A 21,079-nucleotide genomic window follows, 5' to 3' on the forward strand; every position below is an offset into this window, starting at 1 on the left:
AGCGCCGGACAGTCACCGTACGCATCGATGCCGTCACTGTTCACGCTAGGCGAGGGCCGCCACGCTCGGTGACGTGAATCAGAAGAACACCATGCACAGCACCACCCAAGTACCCCTCTCACCAGCGCACTTCGGCGTGCTCCTGTCGCCGACCCCTCGTGGGGCCCGGCTCGCGCGGCTGCTCGCGGTGGAGTGGCTCCGGGACAGGGAGCTGCCGTACGGAGTGCCCGAGGCGGCGGCGCAGGTCGTGGCGGAGCTGGCGGCGAACGCGGCGACGCACGGCAGGGTCGGCGGCCGGAGCTTCCGTCTGGTGCTGCGGGTGTCTGCGGAGGGCCTCCGGATCGAGGTGACGGACACCCGGGCGGAGAGCCTGCCCAGGCTCGGAGGGACGGCGCCGGACGAGGAGGGCGGGCGGGGAATGCTGCTGGTGGAGGCGTTCGCGGACCGGTGGGGGGTGAGGCTCGGTCCCGTGCCGCAGAAGACCGTGTGGGCCGAGTTCGACGTCACCGGCCCACCGGGGACCGATCCCTTGGTCACCGGTGCCGTGGTCGGTCTCCCCAAGTAACTCCGGAGAGAAAGAAACCCCACCAAGCCCCACCCTTCCCCTCCCGGAAGCGGGCTCTCACTCACACGGGTGAAGAAGGCCAACTCAGCTGGCGAAGTGGTGGGTTGTTTGATCTACGCTCTGCCCAACAGAGCCGAACGCAGACATGCGTCGGCCCTCGCCGGGACGGCCATCCCAGTGCGAGGGCCTGACCACCGAGGAAGAAGCGACTTCCGCAATGGATAGCCAGAACCCTAGCGCCCAGGCGCCCGCCGCGTCCCGTGACGAGGCCAAGAACCACCCTTCCCGGGGGACTTCGGCCGGAGTGGTGCACGAGAACGCCCCTCACGCCACTCACTTCACGGTCGTCGGAAACCACCTCGCACAGCACGAGGAGCTCTCACTCACCGCGATCGGCCTGGCGACCCACATCCAGTCGCTGCCGACCGGATCGCCGGTGGACATCCGCTCCCTGGCCCGCCGCTTCCCGGAGGGCACGACGCGGATCGCCGCGGCGCTGCGCGAGCTGGAGGCCCACGGCTACGTGCGCCGCAACAAGGAACGCACCCCGGCCGGCCACGTCGTCACCCGCACGATCTCCTGCAACCGCCCCCTCGGCCGCACCGGCGGCGGGAACACCCCCCGCCCGAGGCCCGAGCCGGAGCCCCCACCCCGACGACGCGGGACCCAAGAGCCACCGCAACGACGACGCGAGGCACAGGCGCCCCCGCCCCGCCGACGCGAGGCACAGGAGCCCGCGCCGCGCCGACGCGAGGCTCATGATCCCGCGCCCCGCCGACGCGAACCCCGCAGGCCGGCCGCCCTGCCGGCCGTACCGCAGCCCGCGTACGCCACCCCCGACCAGGTCCAGACGGCCATCGGCATCCTCTCCGGCCTCCGCAGGACCGACACCCGCTTGCTGATCTCCGCCACGGACGCCGAACACCTCGCGCCGGGCGTGGTGACCTGGCTGGAGCGCGACGTCACGCCCGACTGCATCCACCGCGCCCTGACCACCCTGCTCCCCGCGGAGCCCCTCCGCCGCCCCGCCGCCCTCCTGGCCCACCGCCTGACGGCCCAACTCCCCCCGCTCCCACCCTTCCTCCCACCACGCCCGCCCGTCCCGCACCCCCTCCAGAACTGCGACACCTGCGACCGCGCCTACCGAGGCCCAAAACCGGGCGCGTGCGGAGGCTGCGCGACAGTGGCGAGATAGGACTTATGTTCGTTGCTCGTGTGAACGGACGCGTGACAGCATGCGCGGGTGAGGGAGCACGGGAACGACATACCGAGGTCTCGGCAGGTTTCGAGACTCGCGGATCTGGCGGACGCACCTGCGGAGGCAGTGGGTCCGGGTGAGCAGGCGATCCCGGAGGAGCCGCCCGCACCGGCCTCGCCGCAGGCGGACCTGGCCGACGGGATCAGCGAGGCCCGGCGGGAGTTTGCGCGATTGCTCGGCGAATTCCGGCGGACGGCCGTGCTGGTGCCGTTCGACGACCAGGACAGTCTGTGGACCGCGGACTTCAACGGGGTGCGATGGATCTGCGCGTTCTCGGATGAGGAGGCGCTGGGCAGGTTCGCGGCGGCCCGGGGAGACGCCGGGCGGGAGTGGACGTACCGCACGATCCTGGGCGCGCGGCTCCTCGACGTGATGGTGCCGATGCTGCCGGGCCCGGGCGGAGTCGCGCTGGACGCGGGCAGTACGGACGGGACGCTCTTTCCGCCGGTGGCGGGGATCGTTCCGGACGAGGCGGCGGTGGACCTGGAGGACACGGTGGATCTCGGGGGAACGGGGACGCGATGAGTGGGAACACGCCTGACCTGGCGGCGCCGGCGGCGGCGCTGACGGATATAGCGAAGGGCATCGACCTGGCGCATGCCGAGCTGAAGGAGCTCGGGATGATCGGGGAGGCGTCGACGGGCCGCGGCTTCTCCGATCTGGCCCTCTCGGGGATGGAGTTGGGGCACGGCGGCCTGACGTCGCAGTTCGAGACGTTCTGCGACCGCTGGGAGTGGGGCATACGCGCCCTCACGCTGCGGGGAAACGGCTTCACGCAGGCGGTCGGCCTGTCGGCCGGCTCGTTCGCGGAGCAGGAGCAGTACATCAAGGACTCGATCAAGATCGGTGTGAACTCCCTCAACGGGAACCCGCACCTCACCGAGGACGAGGTCAAGCAGAAGAGCTGGGACAGCATCCGCGACCAGCACATGTGGGACGGCGCGGACTGGAGCGGGGAGTCGTTCAGCGGGGCGCACGACGAAGTCAAGCAGACCTGGAAGAACACCACGTACGACGTGGAGGACTCGATGCTCGACGGACTGGAGCGCTCGGGTGTGATCGACTCGGCGACCCGAGACGGAGCGGACCAGCGACTCAAGGACCTGCTTGATCCCGACCAGGCGACCGTCGAGCAGGCCGAGCAGCCGCGCTGGGGGGAGAACCGCTGATGGTGGACTGGGGAGGTCTGGTCGACAAGGGCATCGACAAGATCGGTGACGGCATCGACAAGGGCAAGGAGCTCGTCGGTGAGGGCGTCGACTATGTGACCGACAAGGCCGGCCAGGGCCTGGACAAGATCGGTGCGCACGCCATCGCGGACTCGGTCGAGGACTGGGGCGACGAGACCGCGTCCTCCCTCGGCGCGCAGGTCGGGGAGCAGCAGCTCGGGCAGACCGAGGAAGCGGACGAGCTGATCCACGGGAAGCCGGAGAAGATCGCCGAGGCGGTGAAGAACCTCCGGGACTTCCAGAAGGCCTTCGACCTGGTCGGCAGCGGCATGCGAAAGCTGGACTCGGGTCACTGGAAGGGCGAGGCGGCCGACGCGTTCCGGGAGAAGTTCTCGACGCTGCCGACGGACTGGCTGCACGCGGCGGACGCGATGGAGAACGCGGCCAAGGCCCTGGAGACGTACTCCAAGGCGGTCGTGAGCGCGCAGGGCAAGGCGCGCGAGGCGGTAGCCCTCTACAAGGAGGGCGACGGGGACTCCAAGGCGGCCGTCGACACGTACAACAAGAAGGTCGACGCCTACAACGCGGCTCGCACCGGAGACAATCCGCTGCCGGACCCGGGCGCGTTCTCGGACCCGGGGAAGGCCAAGCGGCAGCGGGCCAAGGAGATCCTGAACGACGCGCGCAAGGCCCGCAACGAGGCGGGCGACACCGCCAAGGCCGCCGTCAGCGCCGCGCTCGCGCACGCCCCCGAGGAGCCGACGGGCCGTGAGCGGGCCAAGCTGGAGCTGATGGACTACGGCCTGGGGCAGGGCATCGAACTGGCCCACTTCGGCGGTGGCATCGTCAAGGGCACGGCGGGCCTCCTCAACTTCGTCCGCTCGGTCAACCCGGTGGACCCGTACAACCTGACCCACCCGGCCGACTACTACAAGGGCGTCAACATGACGCTCGCCGGCCTGGTGTCCACGGCCGCCAACCCGGACCGCGCTCTGAAGAACGCCTGGGAGGCGGCGAAGGGCGACCCGTCGGAGTTCTTCGGCAGGCTGGTGCCGGAGGTGCTGGGAACGAAGGGCGCGGGGGTGATCCGGGGAGGGCTGCGCGCGGGGCTGAACGGCACCAAGCACCTGCCCGGCGGAAGGAAGCCGCACGGCAGTCGCGGGGACCAGGAGAAGGACCCGAACCACAACAGCAACCGGTGTGGAGACAACACGTGCGACGGCGATCCGGTGGACATGGCGACCGGCCGCATGCTGCTGCCGCAGACGGACATCGCCCTTCCCGGATCGCTCCCCCTCATCTTTCAGCGCACGTTCGACTCGTCACACCGTTCAGGCCGCTGGTTCGGCCCAACCTGGTCGAGCACGGTGGACCAACGGCTGGAGGTCGACGCGGAAGGTGTGATCTTCAGCTGTGACGAGGGGAGTCTGTTGGCGTATCCGCACCCGGCGCCGGGTGTACCGGTCATGCCCACTCACGGCCGTCGATGGCCGATGAACCGGGTCGAAGACGGCTACACCATCACCGATCCCGTCACGGGCAAGGTCTGGCACTTCGTGGACCACAGTGAAGGGCTCGCGCTACTCGCGCAGATCGATGATCGCAACGGCCGCTGGATCGCCTTCGATTACGACGAAGCGGGCGCCCCGAAGGCGATCGTCCATCACGGCGGCTACCACCTGAAACTCACGACGAGCGAGGGGCGTGTCACCGCCCTCCACCTCGCGGAGGCGGCGGCGGACGGCTCCGACCAGGAGATCCTGCGCTACGGCTACACGGACGGCCACCTCACCACGGTCGTCAACTCCTCGGGGCGCCCTCTCCGCTTCGGCTGCGACGACCAGGGCCGCATCACCTCGTGGACCGACACCAACTGCAATCGCTACGACTACGTCTATGACGGCCAGGACCGCTGCGTCTACCAGTCCGGAACCAACGGGCACGTCGAATCCCACTTCACCTGGGGCGAATCAGATCCCGTCACCGGCCTGAGCACGACATCGATAACCGACGGCCAAGGACACACCAAGAAGTTCGCGGTCGACAGCCGCTCGAACGTCGTAGCCGAGATCGACGCCCTGGGCTATGTCACCCGCCTTGAACATGATCGGCACAATCGCCTTCAGTCGCGAACTGACCCGCTCGGAAATGTCGACCGATACGTCTATGACACGGCCGGACGACTCAGCGTACTCGTGCGGCCGGACGGGCGACGACTTGTCGCGGAGTACGCCGAGTCGGGGTTCCCCGTGCGCGTCGTGGCTGCAGACGGATCGGTCACTCGTCAGACATTCGACCGACGTGGGAACCGGACCTCCCTCGCTGAACCGTCCGGGGCAACGACCCACTTCGCTTACGACGAGCGGGGACACCTCGTCACCGTCACGGACGCCCTCGGCCACACCACCGGCGTCCGCTGTGACGAGGCCGGCCTGCAGGTTGAGGTCACCGACCCGCTCGGTGCAACGACGCGGATCGAGCGGGACAGATTCGGTCGGCCCGTTGCCCTTGTTGATGCGTGTGGCTCGACTGCCCGGTTCGAGTGGACCGTAGAGGGCCAACTCGCCCGCCGTATCGAGGCGGACGGCAGCGAGCAGTCATGGGCCTACGACGGCGAAGGCAACTGCGTCAGCCACACTGACGCGCTGGGCGGGGTCACCACCTACGAGTACTCGGACTTCGACCTCCTCACAGCACGCACCGGCCCAGACAGCGTCCGATACGAGTTCACCCACGACACCAACCTTCGGCTGACCATGGTCAAGAACCCCCAAGGTCTCACTTGGCGGTACGCATATGACCCCATTGGGCGGCTCAACGCTGAAACAGACTTCGACAACCGGACCCTTGCCTACGGCTATGACCCGGCGGGCAGGCTGATCTCGCGTACCAACGGCATGGGCGAGAGCATCCGGTTCCAGTACAACGCACTCGGACAGATCGTCAGCAAGGACGTCGCCAACACGGTCACTTCGTTCGAGTACGACATCTTCGACGAACTCACCGTCGCCACGAACGGTGGGACCACTCTCACCCGGCTGCGCGATCGTTACGGACGGCTCGCTGCGGAAGCGGTCGACGACCGCACTGTCACCTTCCAGTACGACCTCCTCGGGCGCCGGACTGGTCGGACAACGCCCAGCGGTGCGATCAGCTCCTGGACCTACGACCCGTCCGGACACCTTGCCTCACTCACTACTTCCGGCCGGACATTGACGTTCGATCGTGATGCGTCAGGAAGGGAGGTGACACGTCGCATCGGAGCCTCAGCGGCGATCGCCCACACCTATGACGTCATGGGCCGGATGACCGAGCAGAGTGTCCTCGGTCGTGGGCATACGCGCCGGCGCCGCAGCTATGCCTATCGGGCCGACGGCAATCTGGTCGGCATACACGACGAACTCGGAGGGGCCCGGCGATTCGACCTCGACGCGATCGGCCGCGTCACGGCTGTCCACGCCGCCGACTGGACAGAACGCTACGCCTATGACGCGGTGGGAAACCAGACCGAGGCGTCATGGCCCACTACGCATGCAGGGCAGGACTCGGCGGGCCACCGTAGCTACAACGGGACCCAGATCTCCCGCGCGGGCAATACCCGCTATGAACATGACGCCCAGGGAAGAATAGTCCTAAGGCAGAAGACCCGACTGTCACGTAAACCCGATACCTGGCGCTACTCGTGGGATGCCGAGGATCGGTTGACATCCATCACGACTCCAGACGGCTCGGTGTGGCTGTACCGATACGACGCACTTGGCCGACGTATATCCAAACAACGCCTTGCTGACGACAAGCGGACGATCATCGAGCAAATCTCGTTCGTCTGGGACGACACCACCTTGTGCGAGCAGATGACGACTGCTGCGGCCCTCCCCCATCCTGTGACACTCACCTGGGATCATGAAGGCCTGCATCCGCTCGCTCAAACGGAGCGCATCCTCTCACCCGACGCGCCGGATACGGTGATCGACGAACGTTTCTTCGCCATTGTCACCGATCTGATCGGCACGCCGAGCGAATTGATCGACGAGTCGGGCGAAGTCGCCTGGAACATGCGAAGCACATTGTGGGGCACAACCACGTGGGCAGCCGGGAGCACTACCTATACCCCACTCCGGTTCCCCGGGCAGTACTTCGACCCGGAAACAGAGCTGCACTACAACTACTTTCGGTACTACGACCCTGATGCCGCCCGGTACCTGACACCGGATCCGTTGGGCCTGACTCCCGCGCCTACTCCCAGATCCTATGTATCCAACCCTCACAGCTGGTCGGATCCCCTCGGCCTCAAACCCTGCAAGAAGAAGACCGAGGATCTCAACTGGAACGAGAAGAGCCGTCCCACTTTTGGACACACGTTCAGTGAACACGGATCGGGAAAGAAGAACACTGAGAGCTTGACAGACCGCGCACACGGCACTGGAAAGGATCAAGGACAGTGGTTGGACAATACCAAGGCTATAGAGTTCCTCAAGGCGCACCACGATCCCGATGGCGGCGTACGCGATGTGCCGATTCCTCCGGGCCTGGGGCAAGTAATCAAGCCTGATGGACAGATCGTGGAGCCGACCCATGTTCGCATGGTCCCCAAACCCGACGGCACCTATAGGACAGCATTCCCGATTGTGAAGTGACCGGTAAAATGATTCTTCGAATGTCTCTCACACCACCCTCCACGGAGCTTCCAGACCCACTGGAGACCGAGCTTTCCGACGATTACGAGTCGCTGGCCATGGATGCATGTCAGCTGCTTTCTGAAACCGATGCACAATTCATCATGTCAGGATTCGGGCAGGATGAATGGCCGGTCGATGTGTCGTACGATCTTTCGACGGTGATCGAGCAGCTCCCGTCCGCCATGGAAAGCCTGAGGCAGGGCAGGTCGACCGAGATCGACCTCTACGGCCAGGGGATCGAACGACGCCTGATCTTCACGACCTCGAACAATGTGACGGAGATCCGGTGCGTCTCGAGAACCAGCTGGCGCCCGCATCCTGAGGTGGAAACCGTGCCGCACGATGAAGCGCTGAAGCTTCTCGCCGGACTGGCCGGCGAGTTCGGGGCTGCGCTACGCCGCGCAGCTCCCGAGTTCGCGAGGCGAACGCCTTTCGCTACGTGGTGATTCGTGCGCTGCAACAGCGAACACAAGGCTTTCCCGGATTCGTAGAGGAGCTCTCGGTGATCTGGTGTCCAAGGTGCGATCAGGGATGGGTGGTCAGGTGTCGAGTGATCGGCACGGGCGAACCGTTCAGGATCTGCGAGGAGTGCGACACGGTCTGGGAGACCGGAGCGCCCTCCAACCATCCGCCCTTCACGATCCTCGAGGAGCACATGAAGCAATCCGGCAAGCCTCCTCTGTGGTCCCTCCTTGAGCGCCTGGAGCAGGGCAAGGCAACAGCGCCCTGACACAGCAAGGCCGCCCGCGTGGGCCACCCACGCCGCGGCTACATGACCACCGCGCTTCTCCGGCCCGCTCCGAAGTGAGCGGGCGGTCGCACGACGGGAAGTCCTCGCGGAGCCGATCTCGCCTACCGTTGGAGATCGCGTCTGTGCCCAGCCCGGAAGAGAGGTGTGTTCACGCCATGACCGACGGCCTTGCCCGGCTTTCCGTCATCGCGCCGGCTCCGGTCGAGTCCCGCCAGAAGGACTGGGCCGAGGTCGAGCACGCCATCGGGTGGGCGCTTCCCGCCGACTACAAGGAACTCGTCCGCCGCTACGGCGGAAGCAACTGGGACGACTACCTGTACGTCCTCGAACCCGGCTGCCCCAACCACCACTACGACCTCCTCGTATGGGCCCGGAATCAGGCCGAGGACCTGGAAGACCTGTGGGAGTTCGAGAAGAAGCCGGTGGAACTGGAGGCGGAGGGGGTCCGGGTCGTTCCTTGGGCGGTCACGGACAACGGAGGGTGTCTCTACTGGCTCGTCGCGCCGGGGGTTCCTCCGGAGCGGTGGACCGTCATGGTGAACGAGGCACGCGGTGGACGATGGGAGCACTTCGCCGTGTCCTGTACACGATTCCTTGCAGACATCCTCGACGGTGGGCTGCGCTCGGACATTCTCTCCTCCTCGTTCCCGCTCACCACGCATGACGTCCGAAGGCTGTGATCCGTGACGCCGCCCCTTCCCGCCGACTCGGCGACACAGCCTTCCGGGCCCTGCTAGCGAGGAGGGATGCGCCGGGGGAACGCGAAGGGCCCGGAATCCGTGAGGATTCCGGGCCCTACAGGCGCTCTGACGACTACCGCGCCGCGTCCGGGTGGACCGCGTCCGTGATGTCCGTGGTCTTCTTCTCGACCGGCTTGCGGAGCTGGATGTTCAGCTCGCGCAGGCGGGACTCGTCCAGTTCCGTCGGGGCGCCCATCAGGAGGTCCTGGGCGTTGCCGTTCAGCGGGAAGGCGATCGTCTCGCGGATGTTCGGCTCGTCGGCGAGGAGCATGACGATGCGGTCGACGCCCGGGGCGATGCCGCCGTGCGGCGGGGCGCCGTACTCGAAGGCGCGGAGCATGCCGGCGAACTCGGACTCGACGGTCTCGCGGCTGTAGCCCGCGATCTCGAAGGCCTTGAACATGATCTCGGGCTCGTGGTTCCGGATGGCGCCGGAGGAGAGCTCGATGCCGTTGCAGACGATGTCGTACTGCCAGCCGAGGACGTCCAGCGGGTCCTGGGTCTCCAGGGCCTCCAGGCCGCCCTGCGGCATGGAGAACGGGTTGTGCGAGAAGTCGATCTTGCCGGTCTCCTCGTCCCGCTCGTACATCGGGAAGTCCACGATCCACGCGAAGCGGAAGACGTTCTCCTCGAACTGGCCGGCGCGCTTGGCGGCCTCGACCCGGACCGGGCCCATGATCTTGGAGACCTCGTCGAACTCGCCCGCGCCGAAGAAGATCGCGTGGCCGGGGGCGAGGCCGAGGCGCTCGCTGAGGACCTTGACGTTCTCCTCGGTGAGGAACTTGGCGATGGGGCCGGTGAGGGCGTTCTCCTCGCCGACGCGGACCCAGGCCAGGCCCTTCGCGCCGAGGGAGACCGCGAAGTCGCCGAGGCCGTCGAAGAACTTGCGCGGCTGGTCGCCGGTGTTCGGGACGGCGAGCGCGCGGACGTGCTTGCCGGCGAAGGCCTTGAACTCCGAGTTCTCGAAGACGTCGGAGATGTCGACGAGTTCGAGGGCGGTGCGCAGGTCCGGCTTGTCGTTGCCGTACTTCAGCATCGACTCGCGGAACGGGATGCGCGGGAACGGCGAGGTGACGTGGCGGCCGCCGCCGAACTCCTCGAAGAGCTCCGTCATGAGCTTCTCGATGGGCTGGAAGACGTCCTCCTGCTCGACGAACGACATCTCGACGTCGAGCTGGTAGAACTCGCCCGGCGAGCGGTCCGCGCGGGCGTCCTCGTCGCGGAAGCAGGGCGCGATCTGGAAGTACCGGTCGAAGCCGGAGATCATCAGCAGCTGCTTGAACTGCTGCGGCGCCTGCGGGAGCGCGTAGAACTTGCCCGGGTTCAGACGGGACGGGACGACGAAGTCGCGGGCGCCCTCGGGGGAGGTCGCGGCGAGGATCGGGGTCGCCATCTCGTTGAAGCCGAGGGCCACCATCTTGGAGCGGATGGCGGCGATGACGGCGGAGCGCAGCATGATGTTGCGGTGCATGCGCTCGCGGCGCAGGTCGAGGAAGCGGTACTCCAGGCGCCGCTCCTCGTTGACGCCGTCGTCGGCGTTGATGGTGAAGGGGATCTGCTTCGCGGCGCCCAGGACCTCGACCGTGGCGGCCTCGATCTCGATCTCGCCGGTCGACAGCTCGGGGTTGACGTTCTCCGCGCCGCGGGAGACGACCTTGCCGTCCACGCGGACGACGGTCTCCTTGGTCAGCTTGTCGAGGACCTCGGCCGCGGCGGTGCCGGGGCGGGCGACGAGCTGCGTGATGCCGTAGTGGTCGCGCAGATCGATGAAGAGGATGCCGCCCAGGTCGCGCCGATTGTGCAGCCAGCCGCTCAGCCGGACGTCGGTGCCGACGTCAGAGGCGCGGAGCTCGCCGCAGGTGTGGGACCTGTACCGATGCATCGTCGTTCATCCAGTCTTCGGGATCTCGGTGGTGGGCGACTGCCCTGTGGCCCCTGTCACAGATGTCACAGGACACGCGGGCAGACCCACCCAGAGTACCGGCCGGGCCAAGATCGGATTTCGAATACTCTCGGTGGCGACCTGCTGTCCGATATTCATAAAGTGGGGCAATGCGCACCGAGGACGTCCTGGCCGCGATCGCGACCGGCCTGTGGCGCTGGGACAACGCGTCCGGGATCGTCTCGCTCGACGCCGAGGCCGCCCGGCTGCTCGGGCTGCCCGCCGAGCCCGTGCGGCTCAGCGAGGCGGCCGTACGGTCCCGTTTCCATCCGGTCGACTGGAACGAGATCGACGGGGTGGTCAACCTCGCCGTCGCCGAGGGCACCCTCGCCGAGGCGCGGCTGCGGATCATGGACGAGCACGGACGGGTGCTCCGTACCGTACGGAGCCGGTCGAAGCCGCTCGTCCGGGGCGACGACTACCAGCTGGTCGGCACCCTCCAGGAGGTCGCCGAGCAGCAGCCCGGCACCGCCGCCCGCACCCCCGTCACCGGCGACTGGCGCCGCTCCCGGGAGGCCTTCCTCCTCGACGCGGGGCGGGCGCTCGCCGAGGCGCGGTCCACGGCCGAGGTGCTGCGCGTGGCGGCCTCGCTCTCGATGCCGGGCTTCTCGCCGGACGGGCTCGCCGTCTTCGGGGTGGCCGGCGAGCGGCTGACGGTCATCGGCCACCACGGGCACGGCGAGGGCGACGAGGGCCCGTTCACGTCGATGTCGCTGGACACGGACTATCCGGCGGCCGAGGTCGCCCGGACTGGGCGGGCCATCTACCTTCCGACGCCGGAGGAGTACCTGCGGCGCTTCCCCATGACCTGGCCGCTCGCGCAGCGCTTCGGGCGCCGCTCCTGGGCCTTCGTCCCCCTGATCGTCGCCGGGCGGACGATGGGGGCCTGGATGGCGGCCTTCAAGCACCCCGTGGCCTTCACGCCCGACGAGCGGTCGGTGCTGACGACGGTCGCGCGGATGCTCGCGCAGGCCCTCGCACGCGCGGGCGTGGCCGAGTCGGAGCGCGAGCTGTCGCTCGGACTCCAGCGGACGATGATGCCGGTCCTCGGGCCGGGGATCCCCGGCATCCGGGTCGCCGCGCGGTACGTGCCGACCGGCGGCGGGCTCCAGGTCGGCGGCGACTGGTACGACGTGATCCGGCTGCCCGGCGGGACCACGCGCGCCGGCGGGCGCGGCGCGGGCCGGATCGCGCTCGTCATCGGCGACGTGCAGGGGCACGACGTGCGGGCGGCCGGGCTGATGGGGCAGCTGCGGATCGCCCTGCGCGCGTACGCCTCCGAGGGCCACCGGCCGGACGCGGTCCTCTCGCGCGCCTCGCGCTTCCTGTACGGGATCACCGACGGGGAGGAGCACGAGAACGGCGGTCCGCGCTTCGCGACCTGCCTCTACCTGGAGGTCGACCTGGAGACGGGGACGGTCGACATCGCGCGGGCGGGGCATCCCGATCCGGCGGTACGGATGAACGACGGAACGGTTCTGCTGCGGCCCACGGCCGGCGGGCTGCCGCTGGGCATCGACCCCGACACCGACTACCCCACCACCCGGCTCACCCTGGACCCCGGCGACACCCTGATGGTCTGCACCGACGGACTCCTGGAGACCGGCGGGCACGACCTGGACACCGGCTGGGAGCGGGTCAGGAAGCTCCTGGAGTCCCACGAGGGCGACGACCTGGAGGCGCTCGCCGACACCCTCGTGGAGGCCGTCCACGGGCCCGGCTCGCACCACACGACGGGGCCGCTCGCCGACCGCAGGGAGGACGACATCGCGGTCCTGCTGCTCTCCCGCCGGCCCGCCGACACCGTGCGGGAGGCTCCGCGCCGCACCCTGATGACGATCGCCCAGGCGGAGCCGGAGCGGATCGCCGAGGCGCGCGAGCAGATGCGGCAGCTGCTGCACGACTGGTCGGACGGGGACCAGCTCCACTCCGCGGTCCTGATGGTCTCCGAGATGGTCACGAACGTCCTGGTGCACACCGACGGCGACGCGCTCCTGGTCGCGGAGGTGGCGTGCGGCCAGAAGTCGCGGCGGCTGCGCGTGGAGGTCTCCGACGGCAGCGACGAGCTGCCGCACAAGCGGCACCCGGGCGAGATGGCGTCGAGCGGGCGCGGCCTGGTGCTGATGGAGATGCTGGCGGACGCGTGGGGCGTCGACCCGCGGGGCGAGGGCAAGGCGATCTGGTTCGAACTGAACGAGCCGCCGAGGGGTGAGGGGGCGGGGGCATAGGACCTTCCTGGGCGGACCGGCCCTTGGCCGACCGCACCGGCGGAGGGCTCCTTGGCGGACCGCGCCCCGGGTGGCGCGGCAAGCGCGGGACCGCCCCCGCCCCCGCCTGATCAGCCGCCCGCGTCCCCGTCCCCGTACGCCTCCGCAGCCCCCGGCCCGTACCGCGTCCTCAGTTCCCCCAGGATCCCGGTCGCCGCGGCCGTCAGTGGTACGGCGAGCAGCATGCCCAGGATGCCGGCGACGGACGCGCCCGCGGTGATCGCGAGCATCACCACGGCGGGGTGCATCTGCACGGTCCTGCTCTGGACCATCGGCTGGAGGACGTTGCCCTCCAGGACCTGGACCGCCAGGACGATGCCGAGGACCCACAGCGCGATGACGAAGCCCCGGTCGGCGAGGGCGACGAGGACGGCGATCGCGCCGGACAGGAAGGCCCCGAGGTACGGGATGTAGGCGGTGACGAAGACGAGCGCGGCCAGCCCGACCGCGCCGGGCACCCCGAGGACGACGAGGCCGATGCCGATCAGGACGGCGTCGACGGCCGCGACGAAGGTGGTGCCGCGCATGAAGCCCTCGACGGCCTCGAACGCGCGGCGCGCCATCGCCTCGACGAGGTCGCCGGTGGCGCGCGGGGCGAGGGAGCGCAGGGCGCCCGCCGCCCGGTCGGAGTCCTTCAGGAAGAAGAAGATGAGCAGGAGGGCGAGGACGGCGGTGGCGAGCATCTGGCCGACGATGCTGACGCCGCTGATGACCCCGGAGGCCGCGGTCCCGCCGAACTTCTCCAGGAGGACCTTGGCGTTCCTGGCGAGGTCGTCGAGGGAGGTGCCGGCCGCCCCGAGGTGCTTGGCGATGTCGGTGGCGGCCTGCCGGAGCGAGGCGACGATCTGGTCGCCCGTGTCGATGAGGGCGACGACGACGATGTACGTGGCGCCGCCGACGACCACGAGGACGGCGACGACCGTGAGGGCGGCCGCGAGCGCCTCGCGGACCTTCATCCGCAGCAGGCGGCGGTAGAGGGGCCCGAGGAGCGCGGTGCCGAGGATCGCGAGCAGGACGGGGGTGACGGCCGTCTTGAAGACGACGCAGAGCCAGATGAAGACGGCGGCGACGCCGGCGGCGAGGAGCAGGACGACGCACCAGGCGGCGAACCGCCGGGCGGGTTCGGGGAGGAGCGGCGCTCGGCTGGTCTGCACCCGACCACCGGACCACGCCGGTCGGCGTGGCGTCGCGCGCTGACGGGCCGTACGGGTGACGGCCCGTCAAGCGGTGTGCGGGCGGCCGCTACTCGCCCATGCCGTGGACGGCCGGGACGGTGCCGAGGCGGCCCGCCTGGAAGTCCTCGAAGGCCTGGCGCAGTTCGGCCTGGTTGTTCATGACGAACGGGCCGTAGTGCGCCATGGGCTCGCGGATCGGCTGTCCGCCGAGGAGGACGACCTCCAGGTCGGGGGTGTTCCCGTCCTGCTTCTCGTCCGCGCGGACGGTGAGCGCGCCGCCCTTGCCGAAGACGGCGGTCTGGCCGGTGTGGACCGGACGGCGGTCGGTGCCGACGGTGCCGCGGCCGGCGAGCACGTACGCGAGGCCGTTGAAGTCCTCGCGCCACGGCAGGCTGATCTCGGCGCCGGGGCGCAGGGTGGCGTGGATCATCGTGATCGGGGTGTGGGTGATGCCGGGCCCCTCGTGGCCGTCGAGCTCGCCGGCGATGACCCGGAGCAGGGCGCCGCCGTCGGGGGTGGTGAGGAGCTGGACCTGGCCGCCGCGGATGTCCTGGTAGCGGGGGGCCATCATCTTGTCGGAGGCGGGGAGGTTCACCCAGAGCTGGAGGCCGTGGAAGAGCCCGCCGCTGACGACGAGGGACTCCGGCGGGGCCTCGATGTGCAGGAGGCCGGAGCCGGCGGTCATCCACTGGGTGTCGCCGTTGGTGATGGTGCCGCCGCCGCCGTTGGAGTCCTGGTGGTCGAAGGTCCCGTCGATGATGTAGGTGACGGTCTCGAAGCCGCGGTGGGGGTGCCAGGGGGTGCCCTTGGGCTCGCCGGGCGCGTACTCCACCTCACCCATCTGGTCCATCATGATGAACGGGTCGAGGTACTGGTAGTTGATCCCGGCGAACGCGCGGCGCACCGGGAATCCCTCGCCCTCGAACCCCGAGGGTGCCGTGGTCACGGCCAGGACGGGGCGGGCGGCGGCGTCGGCGGGGGCCGCGACGCGCGGCAGGGTGAGCGGGTTCTCGACAGTCACTGCGGGCATGACCCGACCTCCTAGGTGCGACCTTGTACGTCCACTTTAGTTGAACGATGAACTTCCTGCCACCTGGAACGCGGAACGGCTCCGCGCCATTCCCGGGAGCTCCACGGGGACGGCCGAAAGCCGACCGCTCCCGGCCCTTCTTCGGGGGACGGCCGGAAGCCGATCCTCCGTCCGGGTGAGCGGCGCCTCCGCGCCCCCGCCCGCTCCGCGAGGCTTGTGCGCGCCGGGCGGTCCGCCCGGCGCCCGGACGACCGTGGAGGAGCCCGCATGTCGCACAACCCGGACCACCTGAAGTACACGAAGGACCACGAGTGGGTGGAGAAGACGGGCGACAAGCGCGTCCGTGTCGGCGTCACGGACTTCGCGCAGAAGCAGCTCGGTGACATCGTCTTCGTGGACGTCCCGACCGTGGGCCGCGACATCGAGGCGGGCGAACCCTTCGGAACCCTGGAGTCGGTCAAGTCGGTGAGCGAGCTGTACGCGCCGCTGTCCGGCCGCGTCGTGGCCGTGAACCCCGACCTGGAGGCCGACCCCGAGAACATCAACACCGACCCGTACGGCGACGGCTGGATCGTCGACATCGACGTCGCCGGCACCGGCGCGCTGGACGGCCTGCTGGACGCCGAGCAGTACGAGAAGCACATCACGGACGACGAGGGCTAGGCCGCACGAGAACGGGGGCGGGCCCGGCGACCGCCGGGAGGGGAAAACCGGGCCCCACGAGACGAAGGCGGGCCCGGCGACCCCTCAGGGACCCGCCGGGCCCGCCCGCGAGCGTCAGGCCTCCGTCAGCCGTACATCCGCCGCATCGCGAAGTCGACCATCTGCTCCACGGCCTTCGCGTCGAAGACCATCCGGTGGTCGCCCTCCATGTCCAGGACGAAGCCGTAGCCGGTCGGCAGCAGGTCGATCACCTCGGCGCCCGTGATCACGAAGTACTTCGACTCCTTGCCCGCGTACCGCCGCAGTTCCTTGAGCGAGGTGAACATCGGGATGACCGGCTGCTGCGTGTTGTGCAGGGCCAGGAACCCGGGGTTGTCGCCGCGCGGGCAGTAGACCTTGGAGGTCGCGAAGATCTGCTGGAAGTCCTCGGCGGCCAGGGTGCCGGTCGTGAAGGCACGCACGGCGTCCGCGAGCGAGGGGGGCGAGGGCTCCGGGTAGAGCGGGGGCTGCTGCTGGGCGTATCCGCCGCCGGCCATCCCCGCCTGCATGCCGGCCTGCGGCGGGGCGTACTGCCCCTGCTGGGGCGGCGCGTACTGCTGCTGGGCACCCGGGTTCTGCTCGTAGCCGTACATGGGGGCAAGCCTATCGAGCGCGCCGCCCCGGCAGGACCCCTGCCGGGGCGTGACCACTGGGGTCGGGGGGGGTGGCCGCCCGTCCAGGATCCCGGACGCTCCGTCACCGAAAGTATCGGACCGGTTACGCCTCGCGCTCCGTCCGCCGCCGATTCCCACTCGCCCGTCGGCAAGCCTCCACACGGCCTTGACGCGCGGGATTGACGTCGCGGACGTCACAGATGGACGGATAGGGGTTGCTTCTTATTACCGGTGGGTAGCATCATCGGAGAGAGCGTGTTGCTACTCGCTGGTACGTGTACGAGGAATCTGCCCTCCCCGAGCCTTACGGAGCCGTCGCCATGGGCCACTACAAGTCGAATCTCCGCGACATCGAGTTCAACCTCTTCGAGGTTCTCGGCCGCGACAAGGTCTACGGCACCGGTCCGTTCGAGGAGATGGACGTCGAGACCGCCAAGAGCATCCTCGACGAGATCCGCCGTCTCGCCGAGAACGAGCTCGCGGAGTCCTTCGCCGACGCCGACCGCAACCCGCCGGTCTTCGACCCGGAGACCAACACCGCCCCGGTCCCGGCCACCTTCAAGAAGTCGTACAACGCCTTCATGGAGTCCGAGTACTGGCGCCTCGGCATCCCCGAGGAGATCGGCGGCACCGTCTCCCCGCGCTCCCTCATCTGGGCCTACGCGGAGCTGCTCCTCGGCTCGAACCCGGCCATCTGGATGTACTCCTCCGGCCCGGCGTTCGCCGGCATCCTCTACAACGAGGGCAACGAGCAGCAGAAGAAGGCCGCGCAGATCGCCGTCGAGAAGCGCTGGGGCTCCACCATGGTCCTCACCGAGCCCGACGCGGGCTCGGACGTCGGCGCCGGCCGCACCAAGGCCGTGCAGCAGGAGGACGGCTCCTGGCACATCGAGGGCGTGAAGCGCTTCATCACCTCCGGTGAGCACGACATGGAGGAGAACATCCTCCACTACGTCCTCGCCCGCCCCGAGGGCGCCGGCCCCGGCACCAAGGGCCTGAGCCTCTTCCTCGTCCCGAAGTACGAGTTCGACTGGGAGACCGGCGAACTGGGCGCGCGCAACGGCGTCTACGCCACGAACGTCGAGCACAAGATGGGCCTCAAGGCCTCCAACACCTGCGAGATGACCTTCGGCGACCGGCACCCCGCCAAGGGCTGGCTCATCGGCGACAAGCACGACGGCATCCGCCAGATGTTCCTCATCATCGAGTTCGCCCGCATGATGGTCGGCACGAAGGCGATCTCCACCCTCTCCACGGGCTACCTCAACGCCCTGGAGTACGCCAAGGAGCGCGTCCAGGGCACCGACCTGGCCAACTTCATGGACAAGGCCGCCCCCAAGGTCACCATCACGCACCACCCCGACGTCCGCCGCTCGCTGATGACGCAGAAGGCGTACGCCGAGGGCATGCGCTCCCTCGTGCTCTACACGGCCTCCGTGCAGGACGCGATCGCGGTCGCCGAGGCGTCAGGCGAGGACGCCAAGGCCCTGCACGGCCTGAACGACCTGCTCCTGCCCATCGTGAAGGGCTACGGCTCCGAGAAGGGCTACGAGCAGCTCGCGCAGTCGCTCCAGACCTTCGGCGGCTCCGGCTTCCTCCAGGAGTACCCGATCGAGCAGTACATCCGGGACGCCAAGATCGACACCCTCTACGAGGGCACCACGGCCATCCAGGGCCAGGACTTCTTCTTCCGCAAGATCGTCCGCGACCAGGGCGCCTCCCTGAACGCGCTGTCCGAGGAGATCAAGAAGTTCCTCGCGGTCGGCACCGGCGGCGAAGAGCTGGCCGGCGCCCGCGACGCGCTCGCCAAGGCCGCCGTCGACCTGGAGGGGATCGTCGGCAAGATGATCACCGACCTCACCGCCACCGGCGAGGACGTCAAGAACATCTACAAGGTCGGCCTCAACACCACCCGCCTGCTGCTCGCCTCCGGCGACGTCGTCGTCGGCTACCTGCTGCTGCGCGGTGCCGCCGTCGCCGCCGAGAAGCTCGCCGCCGGCGCGACCGGCAAGGACGTCGCCTTCTACCAGGGCAAGATCGCGGCCGCGAAGTTCTTCGCCGCCAACGTCCTGCCCGGCGTCTCCGCCGAGCGCGCCCTCGCGGACGCGGTCGACGGCTCGCTCATGGACCTGGACGAGGCCGCGTTCTAGGACGCGCCCCGCCCCGCAGGCACGGCCCGTCCCCGGGGAGGGGGGCGGGCCGTTCTGCTGCCCGCGCGCCTCGGGGACGGACCGTGCCACTGCCCGGGAGGCGAGCCGGTCTGCTGCCCGCGCGCCTCCCCGGCAAGCGGGCCGTTCCAGTGCCCGGGGAGGCACGGGGTGCGAGCCGTTCCGCCACCCCCGCACCCAGCCCTCCCCCGCCGATTCCTTTCTCCGGGGCCCCGTATTCGTATTCCGGTCCCTGCGTAAGGTGAACCCATGAGCAGCGCAGCTTCCCGTCCCACCGCCGGCCCCTTCGACCGCGGCCACACCGACGACCTGATGGCCTTCCTGACGGCCTCCCCCTCGCCGTACCACGCGGTGGCGAGCGCCGCCGAACGGCTCGAGAAGGCCGGCTTCCGCCGGGTCGAGGAGACCGCGGCCTGGGACGCGACCAGCGGCGGGAAGTACGTGATCCGCGGCGGCGCGATCATCGCCTGGTACGTGCCGGAGGGCGCCGCCGCCCACACCCCGTACCGGATCGTCGGCGCGCACACCGACTCCCCCAACCTGCGCGTGAAGCCGCGGCCCGACATGGGCGCCCAGGGCTGGCGCCAGGTCGCCGTCGAGATCTACGGCGGAACCCTGCTCAACACCTGGCTCGACCGCGACCTCGGCCTCGCCGGCCGCCTCACCCTCCGCGACGGCAGCCACCACCTCGTCAACGTCGACCGGCCGCTGCTGCGCGTCCCGCAGCTCGCGATCCACCTCGACCGGGGCGTGAACGACGGCCTCAAGCTCGACCGCCAGCGCCACATGCAGCCCATCTGGGGCATCGGCGAGGTCCACGAGGGCGACCTGATCTCCTTCGTCGCCGCCGAGGCCGGCGTCGACGCCGAGGACGTCACCGGCTGGGACCTCATGGTCCACGCCGTCGACGCGCCCGCCTACCTCGGCCGCGACCGCGAGCTCCTCGCCGGCCCCCGCATGGACAACCTGCTCTCCGTGCACGCCGCCACCGCCGCGCTCGCCTCCCTCGCGGGCCGCGACGACCTGCCGTACATCCCGGTCCTCGCCGCCTTCGACCACGAGGAGAACGGCTCCGAGGCCGACACCGGCGCCCAGGGGCCCCTCCTCGGCAACGTCCTGGAGCGCTCCGTCTACGCCCGCGGCGGCTCCTACGAGGACCGGGCCCGCGCCTTCGCCGGCACCGTCTGCCTCTCCTCCGACACCGGCCACGCGGTCCACCCCAACTACGCGGAGCGCCACGACCCGACGCACCACCCGCGCGTCAACGGCGGCCCGATCCTCAAGGTGAACGTCAACCAGCGCTACGCCACCGACGGCAGCGGCCGCGCGGTCTTCGCCGCCGCCTGCGAGAAGGCGGGGGTGCCGTGGCAGTCGTTCGTCTCCAGCAACGACATGCCCTGCGGCACCACGATCGGCCCGATCACCGCCGCCCGCCACGGCATCTCCACCGTCGACATCGGCGTCGCGATCCTCTCGATGCACAGCGCCCGCGAACTCTGCGGCGCGGACGACCCGTACCTCCTCGCGAACGCCCTGGTCGCCTTCCTGGAGGGCTGAGGGCCGCCGGGCCGTTCGCGAAACATCCGCGAAAGGTCCCGGCTGGCAGCGTCGGACCCATGCATCGTCATGAGGGTCCGCCGCTGCGGAAGTTCGTCATCGGCGCCGCCGTCGCCGTGCTCCTGGGCACGGGGACGGCCGGCTTCCTGATCGGCCGTTACCACGAACGGCCCCCGTGGGGCACGGACATCGCCTACGAGGGCGGCTTCGTGCAGGCCTCCCGGATCCGCGGCTACGACGTCGACGGCACGCGCGTGAAGTCGCTGCTCGCCGGGGAGTGCGCGCTCATGGAGCGGCAGGGGATGGGCGGCGAACGGGCCGTGCACGACCCGGCCGCCTGGGTCGAGGGGTGCCTGGACGGGGCCGCGGGGCGCCCGTCCAGGAACCAGGGGACGATCCGCTAGGACGTGTCGTCCCACTCCCGTCGTTGCCCGCGGGGCAGACGGGAGCGTGACGACACGC

The 21,079-nt window shown here is 69.4% G+C and carries 16 protein-coding genes; 12 read left to right on the forward strand and 4 right to left on the reverse strand.

Going from position 1 to position 21,079, the window contains the following annotated elements:
• Positions 1-73 precede the first annotated feature (73 nt).
• From ACFYXU_RS29910 to ACFYXU_RS29940, 7 genes are all read left to right on the forward strand, one after another.
• Positions 74-565 (forward strand): ATP-binding protein, encoded by a 492-nt coding sequence (locus ACFYXU_RS29910; protein WP_389460834.1) that lies wholly within the window; start codon positions 74-76, stop codon positions 563-565.
• Between the two features lie 217 nt (positions 566-782).
• The gene (locus ACFYXU_RS29915; RefSeq protein WP_389460836.1) at positions 783-1,760 is read left to right on the forward strand and encodes a helix-turn-helix domain-containing protein; all 978 of its coding nucleotides are present in this window, start codon (positions 783-785) and stop codon (positions 1,758-1,760) included.
• A gap of 192 nt (positions 1,761-1,952) precedes the next feature.
• Positions 1,953-2,348 (forward strand): SseB family protein, encoded by a 396-nt coding sequence (locus tag ACFYXU_RS29920; protein ID WP_389461130.1) that lies wholly within the window; start codon positions 1,953-1,955, stop codon positions 2,346-2,348.
• Positions 2,345-2,992, forward strand: a complete 648-nt coding sequence (locus ACFYXU_RS29925) for a hypothetical protein (RefSeq protein WP_389460838.1) — start codon at positions 2,345-2,347, stop codon at positions 2,990-2,992. Before ACFYXU_RS29920 ends, ACFYXU_RS29925 begins: the two co-directional genes overlap by 4 nt.
• Positions 2,992-7,629, forward strand: a complete 4,638-nt coding sequence (locus ACFYXU_RS29930; RefSeq protein ID WP_389460840.1) for a putative T7SS-secreted protein — start codon at positions 2,992-2,994, stop codon at positions 7,627-7,629. Before ACFYXU_RS29925 ends, ACFYXU_RS29930 begins: the two co-directional genes overlap by 1 nt.
• Positions 7,630-7,649: 20 nt before the next feature.
• Positions 7,650-8,117 (forward strand): hypothetical protein, encoded by a 468-nt coding sequence (locus ACFYXU_RS29935; protein WP_389460842.1) that lies wholly within the window; start codon positions 7,650-7,652, stop codon positions 8,115-8,117.
• Between the two features lie 460 nt (positions 8,118-8,577).
• On the forward strand, positions 8,578-9,102 hold the full coding sequence (locus ACFYXU_RS29940; protein WP_389460844.1) for an SMI1/KNR4 family protein: 525 nt from the start codon (positions 8,578-8,580) through the stop codon (positions 9,100-9,102).
• Positions 9,103-9,235: 133 nt separating this feature from the next.
• Here ACFYXU_RS29940 and aspS read toward each other — a convergent pair whose 3' ends face one another.
• Complete coding sequence (gene aspS / locus ACFYXU_RS29945) at positions 9,236-11,044, reverse strand: aspartate--tRNA ligase (protein ID WP_329854983.1); 1,809 nt, start codon at positions 11,042-11,044, stop codon at positions 9,236-9,238.
• A gap of 170 nt (positions 11,045-11,214) precedes the next feature.
• Here aspS and ACFYXU_RS29950 point away from each other — a divergent pair, with 170 nt between their 5' ends.
• Positions 11,215-13,332: a SpoIIE family protein phosphatase gene (locus ACFYXU_RS29950; RefSeq protein ID WP_389407794.1), complete on the forward strand. Its 2,118-nt coding sequence runs from the start codon at positions 11,215-11,217 to the stop codon at positions 13,330-13,332.
• A gap of 110 nt (positions 13,333-13,442) precedes the next feature.
• On the opposite strand, the gene ACFYXU_RS29955 is transcribed toward ACFYXU_RS29950, so the two are convergent.
• The gene (locus tag ACFYXU_RS29955) at positions 13,443-14,525 is read right to left on the reverse strand and encodes an AI-2E family transporter (RefSeq protein ID WP_389407795.1); all 1,083 of its coding nucleotides are present in this window, start codon (positions 14,523-14,525) and stop codon (positions 13,443-13,445) included.
• Between the two features lie 88 nt (positions 14,526-14,613).
• Positions 14,614-15,576, reverse strand: a complete 963-nt coding sequence (locus ACFYXU_RS29960; RefSeq protein WP_389407796.1) for a pirin family protein — start codon at positions 15,574-15,576, stop codon at positions 14,614-14,616.
• Positions 15,577-15,843: 267 nt separating this feature from the next.
• Between ACFYXU_RS29960 and gcvH the strand changes: the two genes are divergently transcribed.
• Entirely contained in the window at positions 15,844-16,239 is a 396-nt protein-coding gene (gcvH, locus tag ACFYXU_RS29965; protein WP_389407797.1) for a glycine cleavage system protein GcvH, read from the forward strand.
• Positions 16,240-16,364: 125 nt separating this feature from the next.
• On the opposite strand, the gene ACFYXU_RS29970 is transcribed toward gcvH, so the two are convergent.
• Positions 16,365-16,871: an SseB family protein gene (locus tag ACFYXU_RS29970; protein WP_329854988.1), complete on the reverse strand. Its 507-nt coding sequence runs from the start codon at positions 16,869-16,871 to the stop codon at positions 16,365-16,367.
• A gap of 341 nt (positions 16,872-17,212) precedes the next feature.
• On the opposite strand from ACFYXU_RS29970, the gene ACFYXU_RS29975 reads away from it, so the two are divergent.
• The 3 genes from ACFYXU_RS29975 to ACFYXU_RS29985 all read left to right on the forward strand — a co-directional run bounded on the left by ACFYXU_RS29975 (position 17,213) and on the right by ACFYXU_RS29985 (position 21,021).
• Complete coding sequence (locus ACFYXU_RS29975) at positions 17,213-19,042, forward strand: acyl-CoA dehydrogenase (protein WP_361395791.1); 1,830 nt, start codon at positions 17,213-17,215, stop codon at positions 19,040-19,042.
• A gap of 267 nt (positions 19,043-19,309) precedes the next feature.
• Positions 19,310-20,617 (forward strand): M18 family aminopeptidase, encoded by a 1,308-nt coding sequence (locus ACFYXU_RS29980; RefSeq protein WP_329854989.1) that lies wholly within the window; start codon positions 19,310-19,312, stop codon positions 20,615-20,617.
• Between the two features lie 59 nt (positions 20,618-20,676).
• Positions 20,677-21,021, forward strand: a complete 345-nt coding sequence (locus ACFYXU_RS29985) for a hypothetical protein (RefSeq protein WP_376508444.1) — start codon at positions 20,677-20,679, stop codon at positions 21,019-21,021.
• Positions 21,022-21,079 lie beyond the last annotated feature (58 nt).

Source organism: Streptomyces sp. NPDC002232, assembly GCF_042890295.1.
In the GTDB taxonomy this organism is placed as follows: Bacteria; Actinomycetota; Actinomycetes; order Streptomycetales; family Streptomycetaceae; genus Streptomyces.

What these genes read in the sequence shown, in the direction of transcription:
- ACFYXU_RS29915 (WP_389460836.1), top strand. Translation starts at nt 783, where the DNA reads ATGGATAGCCAGAACCCTAGCGCCCAGGCGCCCGCCGCGTCCCGTGAC.
- ACFYXU_RS29925 (WP_389460838.1), top strand. Translation starts at nt 2,345, where the DNA reads ATGAGTGGGAACACGCCTGACCTGGCGGCGCCGGCGGCGGCGCTGACG.
- ACFYXU_RS29930 (WP_389460840.1), top strand. Translation starts at nt 2,992, where the DNA reads ATGGTGGACTGGGGAGGTCTGGTCGACAAGGGCATCGACAAGATCGGT.
- ACFYXU_RS29935 (WP_389460842.1), top strand. Translation starts at nt 7,650, where the DNA reads ATGTCTCTCACACCACCCTCCACGGAGCTTCCAGACCCACTGGAGACC.
- ACFYXU_RS29940 (WP_389460844.1), top strand. Translation starts at nt 8,578, where the DNA reads ATGACCGACGGCCTTGCCCGGCTTTCCGTCATCGCGCCGGCTCCGGTC.
- aspS (WP_329854983.1), bottom strand. Translation starts at nt 11,044, where the DNA reads ATGCATCGGTACAGGTCCCACACCTGCGGCGAGCTCCGCGCCTCTGAC.
- ACFYXU_RS29950 (WP_389407794.1), top strand. Translation starts at nt 11,215, where the DNA reads ATGCGCACCGAGGACGTCCTGGCCGCGATCGCGACCGGCCTGTGGCGC.
- ACFYXU_RS29960 (WP_389407796.1), bottom strand. Translation starts at nt 15,576, where the DNA reads ATGCCCGCAGTGACTGTCGAGAACCCGCTCACCCTGCCGCGCGTCGCG.
- gcvH (WP_389407797.1), top strand. Translation starts at nt 15,844, where the DNA reads ATGTCGCACAACCCGGACCACCTGAAGTACACGAAGGACCACGAGTGG.
- ACFYXU_RS29970 (WP_329854988.1), bottom strand. Translation starts at nt 16,871, where the DNA reads ATGTACGGCTACGAGCAGAACCCGGGTGCCCAGCAGCAGTACGCGCCG.
- ACFYXU_RS29975 (WP_361395791.1), top strand. Translation starts at nt 17,213, where the DNA reads ATGGGCCACTACAAGTCGAATCTCCGCGACATCGAGTTCAACCTCTTC.
- ACFYXU_RS29980 (WP_329854989.1), top strand. Translation starts at nt 19,310, where the DNA reads ATGAGCAGCGCAGCTTCCCGTCCCACCGCCGGCCCCTTCGACCGCGGC.
- ACFYXU_RS29985 (WP_376508444.1), top strand. Translation starts at nt 20,677, where the DNA reads ATGCATCGTCATGAGGGTCCGCCGCTGCGGAAGTTCGTCATCGGCGCC.